Annotated in this window: 19 protein-coding genes; 6 read left to right on the plus strand and 13 right to left on the minus strand. The window is 66.9% G+C overall.

The features are described 5' to 3' along the window. Positions 1-134: 134 nt before the first annotated feature. The 5 genes from QOL68_RS01525 to QOL68_RS01545 form a co-directional block, all read right to left on the minus strand. Positions 135-1,106 carry a 50S ribosomal protein L11 methyltransferase gene (locus QOL68_RS01525; RefSeq protein ID WP_282946310.1) on the minus strand — a complete coding sequence of 324 codons (972 nt, stop codon included), beginning with the start codon at positions 1,104-1,106 and terminating at the stop codon, positions 135-137. Further along, a complete protein-coding gene (bla, locus tag QOL68_RS01530) occupies positions 1,103-2,002 on the minus strand; it encodes a subclass B3 metallo-beta-lactamase (RefSeq protein WP_282946312.1) in 900 nt (299 codons plus the stop codon). Before bla ends, QOL68_RS01525 begins: the two co-directional genes overlap by 4 nt. Continuing rightward, the gene (locus QOL68_RS01535) at positions 1,992-2,684 is read right to left on the minus strand and encodes an SDR family NAD(P)-dependent oxidoreductase (protein WP_282946314.1); all 693 of its coding nucleotides are present in this window, start codon (positions 2,682-2,684) and stop codon (positions 1,992-1,994) included. The genes bla and QOL68_RS01535 overlap by 11 nt, the downstream gene beginning before the upstream one ends. Before the next feature lie 38 nt (positions 2,685-2,722). Next, complete coding sequence (locus tag QOL68_RS01540) at positions 2,723-4,075, minus strand: methyl-accepting chemotaxis protein (protein ID WP_058456960.1); 1,353 nt, start codon at positions 4,073-4,075, stop codon at positions 2,723-2,725. A gap of 127 nt (positions 4,076-4,202) precedes the next feature. Beyond that, the gene (locus QOL68_RS01545; protein ID WP_374392355.1) at positions 4,203-4,688 is read right to left on the minus strand and encodes an Lrp/AsnC family transcriptional regulator; all 486 of its coding nucleotides are present in this window, start codon (positions 4,686-4,688) and stop codon (positions 4,203-4,205) included. 156 nt (positions 4,689-4,844) lie between these two features. Here QOL68_RS01545 and ald point away from each other — a divergent pair, with 156 nt between their 5' ends. The 5 genes from ald (at position 4,845) to sdhA (ending at position 9,354) form a co-directional block, all read left to right on the plus strand. After that, positions 4,845-5,960, plus strand: coding sequence for an alanine dehydrogenase (gene ald / locus QOL68_RS01550; RefSeq protein ID WP_204992539.1), 1,116 nt, complete (start codon positions 4,845-4,847; stop codon positions 5,958-5,960). 19 nt (positions 5,961-5,979) lie between these two features. Next, complete coding sequence (locus QOL68_RS01555; protein ID WP_204992540.1) at positions 5,980-6,213, plus strand: hypothetical protein; 234 nt, start codon at positions 5,980-5,982, stop codon at positions 6,211-6,213. A gap of 559 nt (positions 6,214-6,772) precedes the next feature. Then, entirely contained in the window at positions 6,773-7,153 is a 381-nt protein-coding gene (gene sdhC / locus QOL68_RS01560) for a succinate dehydrogenase, cytochrome b556 subunit (RefSeq protein ID WP_502957365.1), read from the plus strand. Next, positions 7,146-7,550 carry a succinate dehydrogenase, hydrophobic membrane anchor protein gene (gene sdhD, locus QOL68_RS01565; protein WP_282946320.1) on the plus strand — a complete coding sequence of 135 codons (405 nt, stop codon included), beginning with the start codon at positions 7,146-7,148 and terminating at the stop codon, positions 7,548-7,550. The genes sdhC and sdhD overlap by 8 nt, the downstream gene beginning before the upstream one ends. Before the next feature lies 1 nt (position 7,551). Continuing rightward, positions 7,552-9,354: a succinate dehydrogenase flavoprotein subunit gene (sdhA, locus tag QOL68_RS01570; RefSeq protein ID WP_282946322.1), complete on the plus strand. Its 1,803-nt coding sequence runs from the start codon at positions 7,552-7,554 to the stop codon at positions 9,352-9,354. 40 nt (positions 9,355-9,394) lie between these two features. On the opposite strand, the gene QOL68_RS01575 is transcribed toward sdhA, so the two are convergent. The 5 genes from QOL68_RS01575 to leuC all read right to left on the minus strand — a co-directional run bounded on the left by QOL68_RS01575 (position 9,395) and on the right by leuC (position 13,092). Then, on the minus strand, positions 9,395-9,664 hold the full coding sequence (locus QOL68_RS01575) for a hypothetical protein (protein ID WP_231729000.1): 270 nt from the start codon (positions 9,662-9,664) through the stop codon (positions 9,395-9,397). A gap of 117 nt (positions 9,665-9,781) precedes the next feature. Continuing rightward, positions 9,782-9,991, minus strand: a complete 210-nt coding sequence (locus QOL68_RS01580; RefSeq protein WP_231728999.1) for a DUF167 domain-containing protein — start codon at positions 9,989-9,991, stop codon at positions 9,782-9,784. Between the two features lie 65 nt (positions 9,992-10,056). Next, on the minus strand, positions 10,057-11,052 hold the full coding sequence (locus QOL68_RS01585; protein WP_282946328.1) for an NADPH:quinone oxidoreductase family protein: 996 nt from the start codon (positions 11,050-11,052) through the stop codon (positions 10,057-10,059). 22 nt (positions 11,053-11,074) lie between these two features. Beyond that, positions 11,075-11,665, minus strand: coding sequence for a 3-isopropylmalate dehydratase small subunit (gene leuD / locus QOL68_RS01590; RefSeq protein WP_282946330.1), 591 nt, complete (start codon positions 11,663-11,665; stop codon positions 11,075-11,077). Further along, complete coding sequence (leuC, locus tag QOL68_RS01595; RefSeq protein WP_282946332.1) at positions 11,662-13,092, minus strand: 3-isopropylmalate dehydratase large subunit; 1,431 nt, start codon at positions 13,090-13,092, stop codon at positions 11,662-11,664. The genes leuD and leuC overlap by 4 nt, the downstream gene beginning before the upstream one ends. Before the next feature lie 204 nt (positions 13,093-13,296). Here leuC and QOL68_RS01600 point away from each other — a divergent pair, with 204 nt between their 5' ends. Further along, positions 13,297-13,815, plus strand: a complete 519-nt coding sequence (locus QOL68_RS01600; protein WP_282946334.1) for a sterol desaturase family protein — start codon at positions 13,297-13,299, stop codon at positions 13,813-13,815. A gap of 124 nt (positions 13,816-13,939) precedes the next feature. On the opposite strand, the gene QOL68_RS01605 is transcribed toward QOL68_RS01600, so the two are convergent. The 3 genes from QOL68_RS01605 to QOL68_RS01615 are packed head-to-tail and all read right to left on the minus strand — an operon-like array spanning position 13,940 to position 16,923. Continuing rightward, positions 13,940-14,620: a glutathione S-transferase N-terminal domain-containing protein gene (locus QOL68_RS01605; RefSeq protein ID WP_282946336.1), complete on the minus strand. Its 681-nt coding sequence runs from the start codon at positions 14,618-14,620 to the stop codon at positions 13,940-13,942. Beyond that, on the minus strand, positions 14,608-15,585 hold the full coding sequence (locus QOL68_RS01610) for an NAD-dependent epimerase/dehydratase family protein (RefSeq protein ID WP_282946338.1): 978 nt from the start codon (positions 15,583-15,585) through the stop codon (positions 14,608-14,610). The genes QOL68_RS01605 and QOL68_RS01610 overlap by 13 nt, the downstream gene beginning before the upstream one ends. A gap of 57 nt (positions 15,586-15,642) precedes the next feature. Further along, the gene (locus tag QOL68_RS01615; RefSeq protein ID WP_282946340.1) at positions 15,643-16,923 is read right to left on the minus strand and encodes a serine hydrolase domain-containing protein; all 1,281 of its coding nucleotides are present in this window, start codon (positions 16,921-16,923) and stop codon (positions 15,643-15,645) included. Positions 16,924-16,954 lie beyond the last annotated feature (31 nt).

The raw sequence follows: 16,954 nt of genomic DNA on the forward strand, positions 1-16,954 counted from the left end.
CCGCAAGCGGGAGGGGCAGCGAGACTTACGAGCTTGCTCGTTAGTCGCAGCGGGGTGGGCTTTCGCGAGGCCAAAAGCTCGCTACGCTCGCGCCCACCCCCAAACCCCTCCCGCCTGCGGGAGGGGGGCTTTGTTTACCAGCTTCCGAAGCTCGCGTCCGCCGGATTGGACCGGTGGAGGGCGCGCTGCTTGCGCCGATACCCGTAGCGCCGCCGCTTCACCAGCAACAGGCACGGCCATTCGGCGCTCCCGCCGCGCGCCGCAAGGCGGAAGCCCTGGGCGCGATAGGCGGCCAGCACCGGTTCCATCTGGCGCGCGATCAGCCCGGCGAGGATGGCATGGCCGCCGGGCGAGGTCGCCGCGCCGATGTCGGGCGCCAGCGTGATCAGCGGCCCGGCGAGGATATTCGCGATGACCAGATCATAGGGCGCACGGCGGCGGATCGCGGGATGATCGGTCCCCGGCGCGACCGCGAGCGCGAGCCGCCCGCCGCTGCGGCCCAGCGGCACGCCGTTGATCGCGGCATTGTCGCGGGTAACGACGATGCTCGCGGGATCGATATCCGACGCGATCGCTTTCGCGCGCGGCCAGAGGTGCATCGCGGCAAAGGCGAGCAGGCCCGTTCCGGTTCCGACGTCGGCAATATTGCGCGGGCTCGCGCCCTGCCGGGCCAGCCGGTCGAGCATCGCGAGGCAGCCCGCCGTGGTATCGTGGCCGCCGGTGCCGAACGCCTGGCTTGCGTCGATCAGAAAGGGCACGCTGCCCGCAGGCACGCGGTCGGCATAGCTGCTGGTATGGACGAAGAAGCGCCCGGCCTGCACAGGTTCGAGCCCCTGCTGCGACAGCGTCACCCAATCCTGCTCGACCAGTTGCTCGACGTGCGGTTTCTTGCCCTTTGCGCTCGGGATTAGCGCCTGCAGCAGCCCCAGCAGCGCCGCGCCGGGCTTGTCGTCCAGATAGGCGTCGAGCTGCCACAGCCCCATATCCTCGTCTATCTCGCGCGTCACGATGACGGGCGCCTCGGGCAACGCATCGAGTTCGGGAACCTCGCCCGACAAGGCTTCGGCCTCGTCGCGCGTGCAGGGGAGCGAGACGATCCAGCTCATTTCGGTGGCGTGCTTTCGGACGCCAGCCGGTCGGCAAGCCGCATCCTCGCACCCGCAGCATAGGCGCGGCACGATTCGGGATTGGCGAGGGTCGCCGGGTTCGCGAGCCGAGCGAAGAGGTTGCTCGCCCCCGGATGCGGCGTGAGCAATATCTCGCACGGCAGCGCCTCGACCTTCGCGAAGGTCGCGCGGAAGGTCGCGACATAATCGGGATGATCGACGAACCGGTAGCCGTCGGCCGACACGGCGCTCAGGCTGTCGACATAGGCGATTATGCGGCAATCGCTGCCTTCGCACGACCGCCACGTCCAGCTCGTACCGCCGGGGGTGTGGCCCGGCGTCGCGTGCGCGGTCAGGCGCAGCCCTTCGATCTTCAGCATTTCGCCGTCGAAAACGGTGCGCGCGACGGCGACGCCGCGAAAGGGCGGAATACCGCCGCGCTGCGGATCGGTTGCGTCGGGTTCGCCGCTGGTCAGCGCGGCCATCGCTTCGGGCCGCGCGACGACCTGCGCGCCCGTTGCGTCTTGCAGCGCCTTCAGCCCGCCGACATGGTCGAGATGCTCGTGGCTGGTCAGCAGGAACCGCACGTTCTTCGGATCGAATCCCAGCGTGCGGATGTTCGCAAGGATCGATGGCGCGGCCTCTTCGGTTGCGGCGTCGATCAACACCAAACCGGCAGCCGTATCGATCAGCACTGCAGATATGCCGCAGGTGCCGACATAATAGCTGTTGCCGAAAATCTTCGCGGGCGGGGCGGAATCGCTCCAGCCCTCGCGGCCGGCGCAGGCCGCCGCGAGCGCCTTGCCGGTCGGCGCGGTGGCAAGGGAGGAGGGGGCGGCATGCGGCGTGCAACCGGCGAGCGCCACGGCGGCGAAAAGCAGCAGCTTACCGGACATAGCTGGCTCCGTTGGCGTCGAGCACCGCCCCGGTCATCGACGCGGGCGCCTCGAGCGCGCACCAGCGCGCCATCTCGCCGATCTCTTCGGGATCGGCAACGCGGCCAAGCGGGATCTCGGCAAGCAAGGCTTCTCCGCTTCGGCCTTGAAGGGCCTCACCCGCCATGTCGGTCAACGTAAAGCCGGGGCAGATGGCAAAGGCGAGGATGCCTTCCTTGGCGTAGCCGCGCGCGATCGTCTTGGTCATCGCGACCATGCCCGCCTTCGATGCCGCATAGTCCCAGTGCGCCGGACTGTCGCCGCGGTAGGCGGCGCGGCTTGCGATATTGACGATGCGGCCGCCGCTGCCGCGGTCCTGCCAATGCCGAACGGCGCGGCGACAGAGCAGGGCGCTCGCGGTCAGGTTGATCTGCATCGTGCGGTCCCATGCGGCAAGCCAGTCGGCGTCGGCCGCATCGATCGGATTCGCTTCGAAAATGCCGGCGTTGTTGATGAGTATGTCGATCCGCCCCTCGAGCCGGTCGAGGCCGCTTTCCCACAGCGCGTCGGGAACAGCGGGATCGGAAAGGTCGCCGTCGGCGCTCGACAGCGCGACCACCCGGGTCGTGTCGAGAGTCAGGGCGTCGGCGATCGCGGCGCCGATGCCGCGGCTTGCGCCGGTGATGAAGATGCGGGTCGTCATCCCCCCGCCTTAGGGCAGGGGAATGGGCGTTGCCAAGCTCAGGCCACGCGGCGGCTGAATTCGCTCGCAGCCTTTTCGAGCGACTGGAGCCGCTCGCCCATCTTGGCGAATTCGGTGCTCAGCGTGCTGATTTCGCCCGCGACCATCCCCGAATCGTTGCGGATGCTGGCGATCGTCGACGACATCGAATCGGCGGCGAGCGCGGTTTCGTCGACCGCGGCGGTGATCGAGGTGACCGTCTGCGCCTGCGCGTCCATCGCGTCGCGGATGCGCTGCGCCGAGGTCTGGACTTCGACGATGGTCTGCTGGATCGACTGGTTGGCGCTCACCGACCCGCGCGTCGCTTGCTGGATCGCCGCGATCTTACCCGCGATATCGTCGGTCGCGCGCGCGGTTTCGTTGGCGAGGCTCTTCACCTCCTGCGCGACGACCGCGAAGCCGCGACCCGATTCGCCCGCGCGGGCGGCCTCGATGGTGGCGTTGAGCGCGAGCAGGTTGGTCTGGCCCGCAATCTCGCGGATCAGGCCCAGGATCGACTCGATCGATTCGGCGTGGCGCGACAGCGCCTCGGACATGGCGACGGCTTCGCCCGCCTGTTCGGAGGCGCGCGTCGCGACGCTGGCCGAGGCTTCGACCTCGCTACGCGCATCCTCGATCGCGCGGATCAGGCCCGCAGCCGTCGAGGCGGCTTCGCGCATCGCCATCGCCGATTGTTCGGAGGCGGCAGCGACCTCGCTCGTCTTGGCGATCATGCCCTTCGCCGCCTGGTCGGCCGAAGCGGCCTGCCGCGCGAGCTGCTGCCGCGCAGCGTCGGTATCCTGAACCAGCGAGGCGATCGAGCGGTCGAAATCGCCCGCGAGCGCCTGACGTTCGCCCGAGATCACGGCGCGGTCCAGCTTGGTCGCATAGCGCTGCATGATGTCGAACTCGAGCAACGCGAGCCGGTTGATCGCACCGGTCAGTCGCGCCTGCCGCGCGGTGTCGCCGGCCGCGGCTTCGATGACATATTCGATGGTGAGGCGCAGGCTCTCGGCGATGCACGACATCACCGACGCCAGCGGCAGCTTCACGCGGCGCGCCATATGGGTGTTCTGGCACGCGATCGTCGCGACCTCCTGTCCCGCGGCATCGCTGTATTTGACCGCGGCGTGGCGTGCGCTGCCGCGCACATAGGATTCGAGAAGTTCGCCCTCGACCTTGCGCTCGATCCCGGGAAGCCGGTTGAAGGCGTCCCAATAGGCGCGCGCGATCATGTCCTCGCGGCCCGAGATGATGGCGTGGATTTCGGCGGCGTCTGCGGCGAGGCGTCCGTCGAGGTCATAAAAAGGGAAACGATCGGCCATCAGCACGGGATCGATCTGCTGCTTATGAATCGGATTTTCCTTCACCATGATCCTGCCTCCCTGGCCAAATTCGGACGCGCGGACTCTGTCGGTCCCCATCGTCCGCGAAACGCGTCACCGGGATATGCTGGGAGGATGGTAAAAGCGGCGTTAACCAGCCGCGGGAATTTTGGCTTCAGCGCGCCGGGTCGCCGATTTGCGCCGCCGATACCGGATAGCCCTCGAACGCCTTGATCGTGCGCAGCGCAAAGGCGCTGTGCATCGACGCGACGCCGGGCAGGCGCGACAGGCAATGGCGGTGCAGCCGGTCGAAGTCGGCGACGTTGCGCGCCGCGACGCGCAGGCGATAGTCCGACGCGCCCGACAGCAGCTGGCACTCCAGTATCTCGTCGAAGCTCTTCACCGCGCTTTCGAACGCGGTCAGCGCCTCCTCGCTCTGCGAGGTCAGGCTGATGTCAACGAAGACGTCGAGGCCGAGCCCGATCGCCTCGGGATCGAGCCGCGCGGCATAGCCGGTGATGATCCCCGCCGCCTCGAGCGCGCGGATGCGGCGATGGCACGCCGAGGGCGACAGGCCGACGATCTCGCCCAGTTCGGCGGCGGGTTTTGGCCCCTCGCGCTGCAGCAGGTGAAGCAGCTTTGTATCGATTCGATCCATCATCGTGCGTCAATTCTGCATTTCACGCCAAATATGTGCGCGTCTGTGCGACATCGGGCGAGGATATGCAAGCACCTCTCGCGGCTTTGCTGTTATGTTTCTCCGAAGGCTACGGATGCGGAAATTTTGCGTCCGGGCGCAGGGATATGGAGAGCGACAATGATCATCGGCACCCCCAAGGAAATCAAGAATCACGAATATCGCGTCGGCCTGACCCCCGAGAGCGCGCGCGAGCTCGTCGTCCATGGCCACCGGGTGCTGGTGCAGACCGGCGCGGGCGAAGGCATCGGTGCGCACGACGCCTTCTATCAGCAGGCGGGCGCCGAGATCGTCCAGAGTGCCGAAGAGATTTTCGCGACCTGCGACATGGTGGTGAAGGTCAAGGAGCCGCAGGCGGTCGAGCGCGCGATGCTGCGCCCCGGCCAAATTCTCTACACCTATCTCCACCTCGCGCCCGATCCCGAACAGACGCTCGACCTCATGAAGTCGGGCGCGATCTGCATCGCCTATGAAACCGTGACCTCCCCCCATGGCGGGCTGCCGCTCTTGAAGCCGATGAGCCAGGTTGCCGGCCGCATGTCGATCCAGGCCGGCGCGACCGCGCTCGAAAAGGCGCATGGCGGCCGCGGCGTGCTCCTGGGCGGCGTCCCCGGCGTGGCGCCGGGCAAGGTGTGCGTGATCGGCGGCGGCGTCGTCGGCTTCAACGCGGCGCAAATGGCCGCGGGCCTCGGCGCCGACGTCACCATCCTCGACCGCGATCCCGAGGTGCTCGAACGCGTCGGCACCTTTTTCGAGGCGCGCGCCAAGACGCGCTTCTCGAACCGCGCGAACCTCGCCGAATGTGTCGCCGAGGCCGACCTCGTGATCGGCGCGGTGCTGATCCCCGGCGCCGAGGCGCCGAAGCTCGTCAGCCGCGAGATGCTGAAGACGATGCGCCCCGGCTCGGTGCTCGTCGACGTCGCAATCGACCAGGGCGGCTGCTTCGAGACCAGCCATGCGACGACCCACGCGGACCCCACTTACGTGGTCGACGGCATCGTGCATTATGCGGTCGCGAACATGCCCGGCGCGGTGGCGCGCACCAGCACCTATGCCCTCAACAACGTCACCCTGCCGCATGCGCTGCGCATCGCCGACCTCGGGTGGAAAGAGGCATTGAAGCGCGACACGCATCTTGCGCAGGGACTCAACGTCTGGAATGGTAAGGTGACGTTCGAAGCCGTAGCGGAAGCGGTGGGAACGGATTATGTGCCTGTCGATCAGGCACTCGCCTGATAACAAGGACTTGCGTGACATGACCGATCAATCTCCCCCGCCGCCTCACGACGAAGAGGAAAATGAAGTGCTGCGCGCCGCGCGCGAGCTTCAGGCGCAGAAGGAGGCCGCCGAGGCGACCGAAGCCGCCGACAAGGCGGCCGCGGCGAAAGGCGGCAAGAAGATCGGCTGGAAAACCGCGGCGGGCATCGGTGTCGGCTCTGCGGCCGTGCTCGCGGCGCTGCTCTACGCGAACCGCGACAAGCTGAAGTGATCGCGCCTGCGCCGGTGTAGGCGCGATGTCTGTTTCGGGGTGGTGAGCTGCCGTTATGGTCCTCCCCATCGACTTGCGATGGGGAGGTGGCAGCCCGAAGGGCTGACGGAGGGGCCGAGCGCGCAGCGCTCGCTAACGCTCGCCGCCCCTCCACCACCGCTTCGCGGAGTGCTGGGTCGTCCAGTCCCCCGGACTGGACTTGGATTGCCGGGGGCAATCCAACCCTGCACTCCCCCTCCCCATCGCAAGTCGATGGGGAGGATCTTATGGCAGCAATCGGCCGTCAGCGGTCATTGCCTCCCGATCGGCTGCAAATGCCGGCTCTCGCCCGCAACCGGCCCTTGCCTTCGCAGCGACCGGCAGCCCCTGCATCCCGCGAACGCCCTTCAGCCAAAATCTGCGTTCATCGCCCCCTAAGTAATTGCATATCGCGGCGGGAACGCTTAACCCGCGCCCATCGACCGATGAGAGTCAGGAAAACGGGGCTGTTATGGCTGGCAACGAACCGAGCGCGCGGCCGCTTTCGCCGCACCTTCAGGTATATAAATGGGCGCCTTCGATGGCGGTCTCGATCCTCCACCGCATCAGCGGCGACGGGCTGGCGATCGCCGGGGCGCTGATGTTCCTCTGGTGGCTCGGCGCCATCGCCGCCGGTCCCGATGCCTACGCTGCCTTCGTCGCCTGCGTCTGGCACGATCCCAGTCCCGAGATCGGCCTGTTCCACCAGATCACGAACATTCTCGGCAAGGTCGTGCTCGTCGGCCTGACATGGGCCTTTTTCCAGCACCTCTTCTCGGGGCTTCGCCACTTCGTCCTCGACACCGGCGCGGGCTATGAGCTCAAGACCAACAAGCTGTGGTCGACGCTGGTGATGGTCGGTGCGGTCCTCGCGACCACCGCGACCTGGCTTTATATCGCGAAGGAGGCGCTCAATGGGTAATGGTACGCGCCTCGGCCGCGTGCGCGGGCTTGGCTCCTCGCATCACGGTTCGCATCACTGGCTGCAGCAGCGCCTGACCGCGCTCGGCAACGTCCTGCTCGTCACCTGGCTCTTCGTCTCGCTGCTCCGCCTGCCGCTTGGCGACCATGCCGCGGTGCATCGCTGGGCGTCGAACCCGACCGTCGCGCTCGCGCTGATCCTGCTCGTGATCAGCGTCTTCTGGCACTTCCGGCTCGGGCTTCAGGTTCTTATCGAGGACTATGTCCATGGTGAGGCGACGCGCCTGCTCGCGATCGTCGCGCTCAATTTCTATGCCATCGGCGGTGCGGCCTACGGCATCTTCGCCATCGTCCGCATCGCATTGGTCCCCGTAGCGGGCGTTCCGGGGGGCATGTAAGATGACCGAAGCCTACAAGATCATCGACCATATCTACGACACCGTCGTCGTCGGCGCCGGCGGCTCGGGCCTGCGCGCCACGATGGGCAGCGCCGAAGCCGGCCTCAAGACCGCGTGCATTACCAAGGTGTTCCCGACGCGCAGCCACACCGTCGCGGCGCAGGGCGGCATCGCCGCCTCGCTCGGCAATAACAGCCCCGACCATTGGCAGTGGCATATGTACGACACCGTCAAGGGCTCCGACTGGCTCGGCGACCAGGACGCGATCGAATATATGGTGCGCGAGGCGCCCGCCGCGGTGTACGAGCTCGAACATGCCGGCGTGCCGTTCAGCCGCAACGCCAACGGCACGATCTACCAGCGCCCGTTCGGCGGCCATATGCAGAATATGGGCGAAGGCCCGCCGGTCCAGCGCACCTGCGCCGCGGCCGACCGCACCGGTCATGCGATGCTCCACGCGCTCTATCAGCAGTCGCTGAAATATGACGCGGACTTCTTCATCGAATATTTCGCGCTCGACCTGATCATGGAAGACGGCGCGTGCCGCGGCGTGATCGCGCTGTGCATGGAGGATGGCAGCATCCACCGCTTCCGCAGCCAGGCGGTCGTCCTCGCGACGGGCGGCTATGGCCGCTGCTATTTCACCGCGACCTCGGCGCATACCTGCACCGGCGACGGCGGCGGCATGGTGCTGCGCGCGGGCCTGCCGCTGCAGGACATGGAATTCGTCCAGTTCCACCCGACCGGCATCTATGGCGCGGGCGTGCTCATCACCGAGGGTGCGCGCGGCGAGGGCGGATATCTGACGAACTCCGAAGGCGAGCGTTTCATGGAGCGCTATGCGCCCTCGGCGAAGGATCTTGCGTCGCGCGACGTCGTTTCGCGCTCGATGGCGCTCGAAATCCGCGAAGGCCGCGGCGTCGGTCCGCACGCCGACCACATCTATCTCCACCTCGACCATATCGATCCCGCGGTGCTCGCCGAGCGTCTGCCGGGGATCACCGAAAGCGGCAAGATTTTCGCGGGCGTCGACCTCACGCGCCAGCCGCTGCCGGTCGTGCCGACGGTCCATTACAATATGGGCGGCATCCCCTGTAACTATCATGGCGAAGTCGTCACGCTGAAGGATGGCAACCCCGACTCCGTGGTTCCCGGCCTGTTCGCGGTCGGTGAGGCCGCCTGCGTGTCGGTCCACGGCGCGAACCGTCTCGGCTCGAACAGTCTGATCGACCTCGTCGTGTTCGGCCGCGCGACGGGCCACCGCCTCAAGGAAATCCTCACCCCCGGCGCGGCGCAGGCGCCGCTGCCGAAGGACAGCGCCGATCTGGCGCTCGGCCGCCTCGACCATTTCCGCAACGCCAATGGCGGTTCGCCGACCGCGGAAATCCGCACCGAGATGCAGCGCGCGATGTCGCAGCATGCGGCGGTGTTCCGCACCGACGAGCTGATGGCCGAGGGCAAGGAAAAGCTCGCCAAGACCTACAGCCGCATGAACGACGTCCATGTCGCCGACCGCAGCCTGATCTGGAACACCGACCTCGTCGAAACGCTCGAGCTCGACAATCTGATCGCGCAGGCGACAGTGACGATGCATTCGGCGTACAACCGCAAGGAAAGCCGCGGCGCCCACGCGCACGAGGATTTCCCCAACCGCGATGACACGGTGTGGATGAAGCACACGATCAGCTGGTTCGACGGCTGGGGCGGCAAGGGCGGCGGCGTCCGCCTCGATTACCGCCCGGTCCACGAATATACGCTGACCGACGACGCCGAATATATCAAGCCGAAGGCGCGCGTTTACTAGGACGGATTGGCGCGATGCCCCGGCCGCGGGCCGGGGCGCCCTATTCGCTGCCGAACAGGCTTTTCGACGGATTGATGTCGGCGAAGGGCTCCTTGACCTGTTCGCCCATGACCCACAGCTTGTGGCAGGCGATGGTGAAGAACATCACCGCGATCGTCCAGACGATGATCGTCTTGATAATCTGCCACCTTTTGGCTTCATAGGCGGCCTTGGCGCGGGCCTTATAGTCGATGCCGAGCTCGCTTTCGAACTCGGCCACCAGCTGCGCGCGGCGGGTGCGCGATATGTTCGCGAGACTCGCGTTTTGCATAGTGTCTTCTTTCGAGCGGCGAGTCGCCATCACCCACACCCAATGGTCCCGATTGTCCAGCCTCCGGTCATAGACAAACAGCCCTGACAAAGGGTTAACCGGGCCGCGGCGATGCGATCAGTCGAGTGCGATTCCGATCAGCTTGATCCGCGCCGCCGCCCCGCGCAGCAGGGTCAGATCGCGCCGCGGAAGGTCCAATGCTGCCGCCAGCACGGCCAGCACTGCGTCATTGGCGGCGCCGTCGGCGGGCGGCGCGGTGACCCGCACCTGCACCGCGCCCTCGACGATCCGCACCTCGTCGCGCCGCGCGCCCGGCGTCACGCGCACCTCCAGCCGGCCCGGCGCTGCAAGGATGCGCAGCGCCGCGGTCAGCGCGGGGTCGGGGCGATATTTCAGACGGTGACGACCAGCTTGCCGACCGCGGTCCGGTCGCCGAGCTTGGCGATCGCCTTGCCGCCGTCGGCGAGCGCGAAGCTTTCGGTGACGCGCGGCTTGATCTTGCCCTGTTCCCACAGCTGGAACAGCCGCGCGATATTGGCGCGGTTGCGCGCCGGTTCGCGCATCACGAACGCGCCCCAGAAGACGCCCGCGACGTCGCAGCTCTTGAGCAGGGTCAGGTTGAGCGGCAGACGCGGGATGCCCGCGGGGAAGCCGACCACGAGATAGCGGCCCTCCCATGCGATCGACCGCAGCGCAGGCTCGGCATAGTCGCCCCCGACCGCGTCATAAATGACGTTCGCGCCATTGGGACCGACCGCTTCCTTGAACTTGTTGGCGAGCTCTTTCGACTGGTCCTTGTCGAACGGCTGGCGGCCATAGACGACGACCTCGTCGGCGCCCGCCTGACGCGCGATCTCGCCCTTCTCCTCGCTCGACACGCCCGCGACGACGCGTGCGCCGAATGCCTTGCCGAGCTCGACCGCGGCAATGCCGACGCCGCCCGATGCACCGAGCACGAGCAGCGTATCACCTTCCTCGATATGCCCGCGATCGACGAGCGCATGGATGCTGGTGCCATAGGTCATCAGCAGCGACGCGCCCTCTGCGAAACCATGGCTTTCGGGCAGGTGATAGACATTGTGGACCGACACCGCGACCGCTTCGGACATGCCGCCGTTGCCGCAGCCCGCGATGACGCGGTCGCCGACCTTGAATTCGGTCACGCCTTCGCCGACCTCGGCGACGAGACCGGCAACTTCGCCACCGGGCGCGAAGGGGCGTTCGGGTTTGAACTGATATTTATCCTCGATGATCAGCACGTCGGGGAAGTTGACCGCGCAGGCCTTCACATCGATCACGATCTGGCCCTTGCCCGCGGTCGGGCGCGGCAGTTCGCCAAGGGCGAGCGTTTCGGGGCCGCCGGTTGCGGTCGACAAGAGAGCCTTCATCATCTTCTCCTCTGTTTGATTATCAGGCGGCGGGCCGCATCCACGGCCGCTCGGCATCGAGCTTCGCTTCATAGGCGCCGATCGCGGCGTCGCTCATTTCGGTGAGCGAAATCTCGTCGAGCCCTTCGAGCAGGCACATCTTGCGGAACGGATCGATCTCGAAGACAAATCGGTCCTGGAACGGCGTGGTCACCGTCTGGGTGTCGAGGTCGACGTGCAGCGGATCGGTCTGTGCGACCTCCATCAGCCGGTCGATCGCCGCTTGCGGCAGCACCACGGGCAGGATGCCGTTCTTGACCGCGTTGCCAGAGAAAATGTCCGAATAGCTCGGCGCGATCACGACGCGGATGCCCAGGTCGCCGAGCGCCCAGGCCGCATGCTCGCGGCTCGACCCGCACCCGAAATTGTCGCCCGCGATCAGGATCGGCGCGCCCTTATATTCGGCGCTGTCGAACAGATTGTCGGGATCGGCCCGCAGCGTCTCGAACGCGCCCTTGCCCATGCCCTCGCGGCTGGTGGTTTTCAGCCAGTGCGCCGGGATGATGACGTCGGTGTCGACGTTCTTGAGGCCGAGCGGGATCGCGCGGCCTTCGACGTTCTCGATCGGCGTCATGCCATCAACTCCCGCACATCGGTGAGCCTGCCGGTCACCGCCGCCGCCGCCGCCATTGCGGGGCTGACCAGATGCGTGCGGCTGCCGGGCCCCTGCCGGCCGACGAAATTGCGGTTGCTCGTGCTGGCGCAGCGTTCGCCCGCGGGCACCTTGTCGGGGTTCATCGCGAGACAGGCCGAGCACCCCGGCTCGCGCCATTCGAGGCCGGCGTCGGTGAAGATGCGGTCGAGCCCCTCGGCCTCGGCCTGCGCCTTCACGAGGCCCGAGCCGGGGACGACGATCGCCCATTTGACGTTGTCGGCCTTCTTGCGGCCCTTCACGATCGCGGCGGCGGCGCGCATGTCCTCAATGCGGCTGTTGGTGCAGCTGCCGATGAAGATATTCTCGATTCTGACGTCCTGCATTCGCGTGCCGGGTTCGAGGCCCATGTAAGCGAGCGACTTGGCGGCCGCGGCCTGCTTCGACGGATCGGCGAAGCTCGCAGGGTCGGGGACGGTACCGGTGATCGGGACGACATCCTCGGGGCTGGTACCCCAGGTCACGCTGGGCGCGATATCGGCGGCGTCGATCACGACAGTCTTGTCATAGGTCGCGCCGGGATCGGTCGCGAGGCCTTTCCAGTAGGCGACCGCCGCGTCCCAGTCGGCGCCCCTGGGCGCATAGGGGCGACCCTTGAGATAGGCGAAGGTCGTCTCGTCGGGCGCGATCAGCCCTGCGCGGGCGCCGCCCTCGATCGCCATGTTGCTGACCGTCAGCCGGCCCTCGATGCTGAGCGCGCGGATTGCGCTGCCGGTATATTCTATGACATGGCCGGTGCCGCCCGCGGCGCCGATCGTGCCGGTGATGTGAAGGATGATGTCTTTCGCGGTCACGCCGGGGCCGACCTCGCCCTCGACGCGGACTTCCATCGTCTTCGCGGGCTGTAACAGCAAGGTCTGCGTGGCCAGCACATGCTCGACCTCGCTCGTCCCGATGCCGAAGGCGAGCGCGCCGATGCCGCCGTGGCACGCGGTATGGCTGTCGCCGCACACGATCGTCGTGCCGGGCAGCGAAAAGCCCTGCTCGGGGCCGACGACATGGACGATGCCCTGTTCGGGCGCGACCGCGTCGATGTAGCGGATGCCGAACTCGGGCGCGTTCGTCTCGAGCGCCGCCAGCTGCGCCGCGCTCTCGGGATCGGCGATCGGCAGCTTGTTTCCGGCCGCATCCTTGCGCGCCGTCGTCGGCAGATTGTGGTCGGGCACCGCCAGCGTCAGGTCGGGACGGCGGACGGTTCGCCCGCTTGCGCGGAGCCCCGCGAAGGCCTGCGGGCTGGTGACTTCATGGACGAGATGGCGGTCGATGAAGATCAGGCAGGTACCGTCGGGGCGCTGTTCGACGACATGCGCGTCCCAGATTTTCTCGTAGAGTGTGCGGGGCCGGGTCATGCCGGTTCACTTACGCCAGTCGGATAACAATGCAAGCGAGTGGGACACAAAAACGCAATTTTCGGTCGCACGACCATCCTTTCTTCGTCATGCCGGACTCGATCCGGCATCCCGCTTTGCGACGCTGATCAGTGGGACTTCCGATCAAGTCCGGGGCGACGAGAGATGATGGCGCTGTTGCCGTAACAAGCCTATAATCCCCCTATGTCGACGCTCGCGATCATCCTGCTCATTCTTGCCACCGTCGCGGCGATGGAGGGCGTCGCCTGGGCGAGCCACAAATATATCATGCACGGCTTCGGCTGGGCATGGCACCGCGACCATCATGAACCGCACGACCGCATTCTGGAGAAAAATGATCTCTTCGCCATCGTCGGCGCGGCGATGAGCATTGCGATGTTCGCGATCGGCAGCCCGATGATCCTCGGCGATTCGGCTTGGGAGCCGGGGACATGGATCGGGCTCGGCATCCTTTTCTACGGCATCATCTACACGCTGGTGCACGACGGGCTGGTCCATCAGCGCTATTTCCGCTGGGTGCCGCGCCGCGGCTATGCCAAGCGCCTGGTGCAGGCGCACAAGCTCCACCATGCGACGATCGGCAAGGAGGGCGGGGTGAGCTTCGGTTTCGTGCTCGCGCGCGATCCCGCGAAGCTCAAGGCCGAATTGAGGGCGCAGCGCGAAGCTGGGGTTGCCGTGGTGCGCGAGGCGCTGACCGAATGACCAAAACGCCGTCTCCCCGAGCGAAGACGAGGGGCCCGTTCGAGCGAAGCGAGAACCCGTGCGGTCGCTGCCTCGACTTCGCTCGGCAAAGCCCCTCGTCTTCGCTCGGGGATGCGGATGTTTCCTAACCCGTCCGGTAATCCGCCGTGATGACGCCCGCTGCCGCCAATTCGGCTTCATGACTCTCCTCGCGCCACGTTTCCAGCAGCGCCTGCCGCTCCCATTCGACCATCGCGGGATGCGCCAGCACATGGTCGACCCATGCCTGCCCGGCACCGACGTCGAGGCCGTAAGTGCGGATGCGGAAGGCGACCGGTGCGAAAAAGGCGTCGACGGCTGAGAAGTCGGTCCCTGCCAGCCACGGCCCGCCAAACCTCCCGAGGCCCTCCTCGAACAGCTCACGGATACGCGCCACGTTGCTGCGCAGCGCATCCGACATCGGCTTCGGCGTAACGCGCACCCCGACATTCATCGTGCAATCGTTGCGCAGCGCCGCAAAACCGCTGTGCATCTCCGCCGCCGCGCACTGCGCCCAGGCGCGCGCGTCCGGATCGGCGGGCCACACGCCCGCGTGCCGGTCGGCAAGATAGAGCGCGATGCCGAGCGAGTCATAGATGGTGCGCCCTTCGTGCAGCAGCGCCGGAACCTGGCCGGTCGGCGAGAAGCTGCGGAACGCCTCGTAATTCACGGGCTTGGCGAAGGGCTCGATCCGGTCCTCGAACGATAGGCCCAGCGCGCGCATCAGCACCCACGGCCGCAGCGACCAGCTCGAATAATTGCGGTTGGCGGTGATCAGCACATACATGCGTCGCGCTCCTGACGGGCGAGGGGAGAGGTGTAGCCGGGGTCATGCGCGAAGGGGAGCGGCGTCCGGTTACGCAGTGCGGTCAGCACGCTGCCGAAGTCGGTTTCCGCCCGCCAGCCGAAGCGGCGCTCGGCACGCGACGGATCGTACACGCGGTCGATGGTCTCGGGGAGCACCCAATTTTCGGCCGCATAAAGTTCGGCCGCATCGGGAAAATGGCGCGCGATCACGGCGCGGGCATCGCGCGCCAACTCTTCGGCATCTTCACGCACGAAAGGCGGCGGGGCCGAGAGGATGAAGGTGTCGCAGCCGATCCGCGGCGCGGCTTCCAGCGCGGCGAGATGCGCCGCGGCGGCATCCTCGACGGTCAGGCGGCGGCCCAGCAGTTCGTTCGCTTTCAGGTTCGGCCCACTCGGGACCGCATGGGTGTCGTCATCCTCGGGAAAGAAGCGCCCGGTGCGCAGGATCAGGGCATGGATGCCATGCTCGCGGTGCACCAGCCTCACCGCCTGCTCGGCGGCAAGCTTGGTGATGCCATAGATGTTGCGCGGCTCGAGCGGACCGAAATCCTCGTCCATCCACCACGCGCCATGCGCGCCCGCGCCTTCGCGCACGTCGGCGCGCACCATCAGCGAGGTGGTCGAGGTGAAGAGGAAGCGGTCGTTCCCGGCTGCGACCGCCGCCTCGATCAGGTTGAGCGTGCCCGTCACGTTGACGTCGATAAAGGCCTGCCGCGGATAGCGGACGATATCGGGCTTGTGCAGCGCGCCGCCGTGGATGATCGCCTCGATCCCATGCTCGCCCATCGTCCGGTCGATCAGCGTTCGGTCGGCGACCGTTCCGATCACCTGCGTATGGGTGCCGGGCACGACATCGAGCCCGGTCACCGCATGGCCGTTTTCAGTCAGCAGCGGGGCGAGAGTGCGCCCGAGCCAGCCCGACGATCCGGTAAGCAGCACGCGCATCGATGATTCTCCTCTTCGCCTTGACGCGCCCGATACACGGGGCAGGGAAGGCGTGCGCTACTTTTTGAGGCTCGCGGTGACCGGCCCGGCCCCCGCCGCGCCGCCAGTCGCCGGGGGCAGTTCGCTGAGGTCGAGCCAGGCGGCGTCCGCGCGCCCGTGATAACTGTCGATCGCCGCAAACGGGATGCGGAAGGGAAAGCCCCAATCGCTGTTCCACAGCGCGACGACGCCCGTCTTCGTGGCCGGTTCGAAAATCATCGTCGCGCGGTAGCCCGACACCGCACCCGAATGCCCCTCGAGCCGGTGGCCGTCATAGCTGAAGCTCCGCCAGCCGAGCCCGTAGCCGGCATCGCTGATCGCCTGCCGCAACGAACCCCCATACAGGCGGTCGGTGTCAACGCGGGGGTGATGCGCGATCTGCAACACGCGGGCAGGCAGCACATCGGGGCGGTTCCCCATCATCGCCTGCATCCACGTCGCGAAATCGACGATATCGCTTTCGACCCCCGCGGCGGCGGGGACGCGCCAATAGGCTGCCTTGGCGGGGAGGACCTGTGCGCCGCGATGCGGGCGCGCCCAGTCCTTCGCGCCCGTCAGCCGTTCCATCCCGTAACCTGCGCTGACCATGCCGAGCGGCAGGAACAGGCGATCCTCGACCGCGTCGCCGAACGGCTTGTGCGCCGCCTTCGCCAGAACCTCGCTTGCGGTGTCGAAGGCGATATTCTGATAGGTGTGGCAGGTGCCAGGCTCGCATTGCAGGGGCGCGGCGGAAAGGCCCGCGCGCAGCTGCGCGGGATCCTGTCCCTCTTCCAGCTTTTCGTCATAGGCGTTTTTGGTCAGGCCCGTGCGCTGCGACAGCACATCGGCCAGCGTGATCCGCGCTTCGGCGCCGCCCGGCAGGCGCAGGGAACTGCGCCAGTCGGCGACCGGATGGTCGAGATCGACGGTACCTTGCTTCGCCATCGCCGCCGCCATCGCGCCCGTCGCGGTCTTCGAGACCGAGGCCCAGCGGAACAGGGTCTGCAGCGTGACTGGCGTCCCGGTTGACTTGTCGGCGACGCCATAGGCGCGGACAAAGCGCAATTTGCCGTCCTCGACCACCGCGACCGCGAGCCCTGCCATTTCGGGACGCCGCGCCAGCTCGGCGAGCTGACGGTCGAGCGTCTTGTAATCGATCCGCCCCTGCCATTCGGCGGGCGTGTCGGGCAGGTTTTCGGCCGCCCGGAACGGGATCGGGATGCTGGCGAGCGGTTGGCTGCTGCCAAAGGCGCGAACGCCGAACCAGCCGGCCGATACCAGCGCGGCCACCGCAATCAGACTTACAATAACGCGCTTCATGGACTCGTGACTAAACTGCGACCCTATCTGT

This window comes from Sphingopyxis sp. Geo25 (genome assembly GCF_949769135.1).
GTDB lineage: Bacteria > Pseudomonadota > Alphaproteobacteria > Sphingomonadales > Sphingomonadaceae > Sphingopyxis.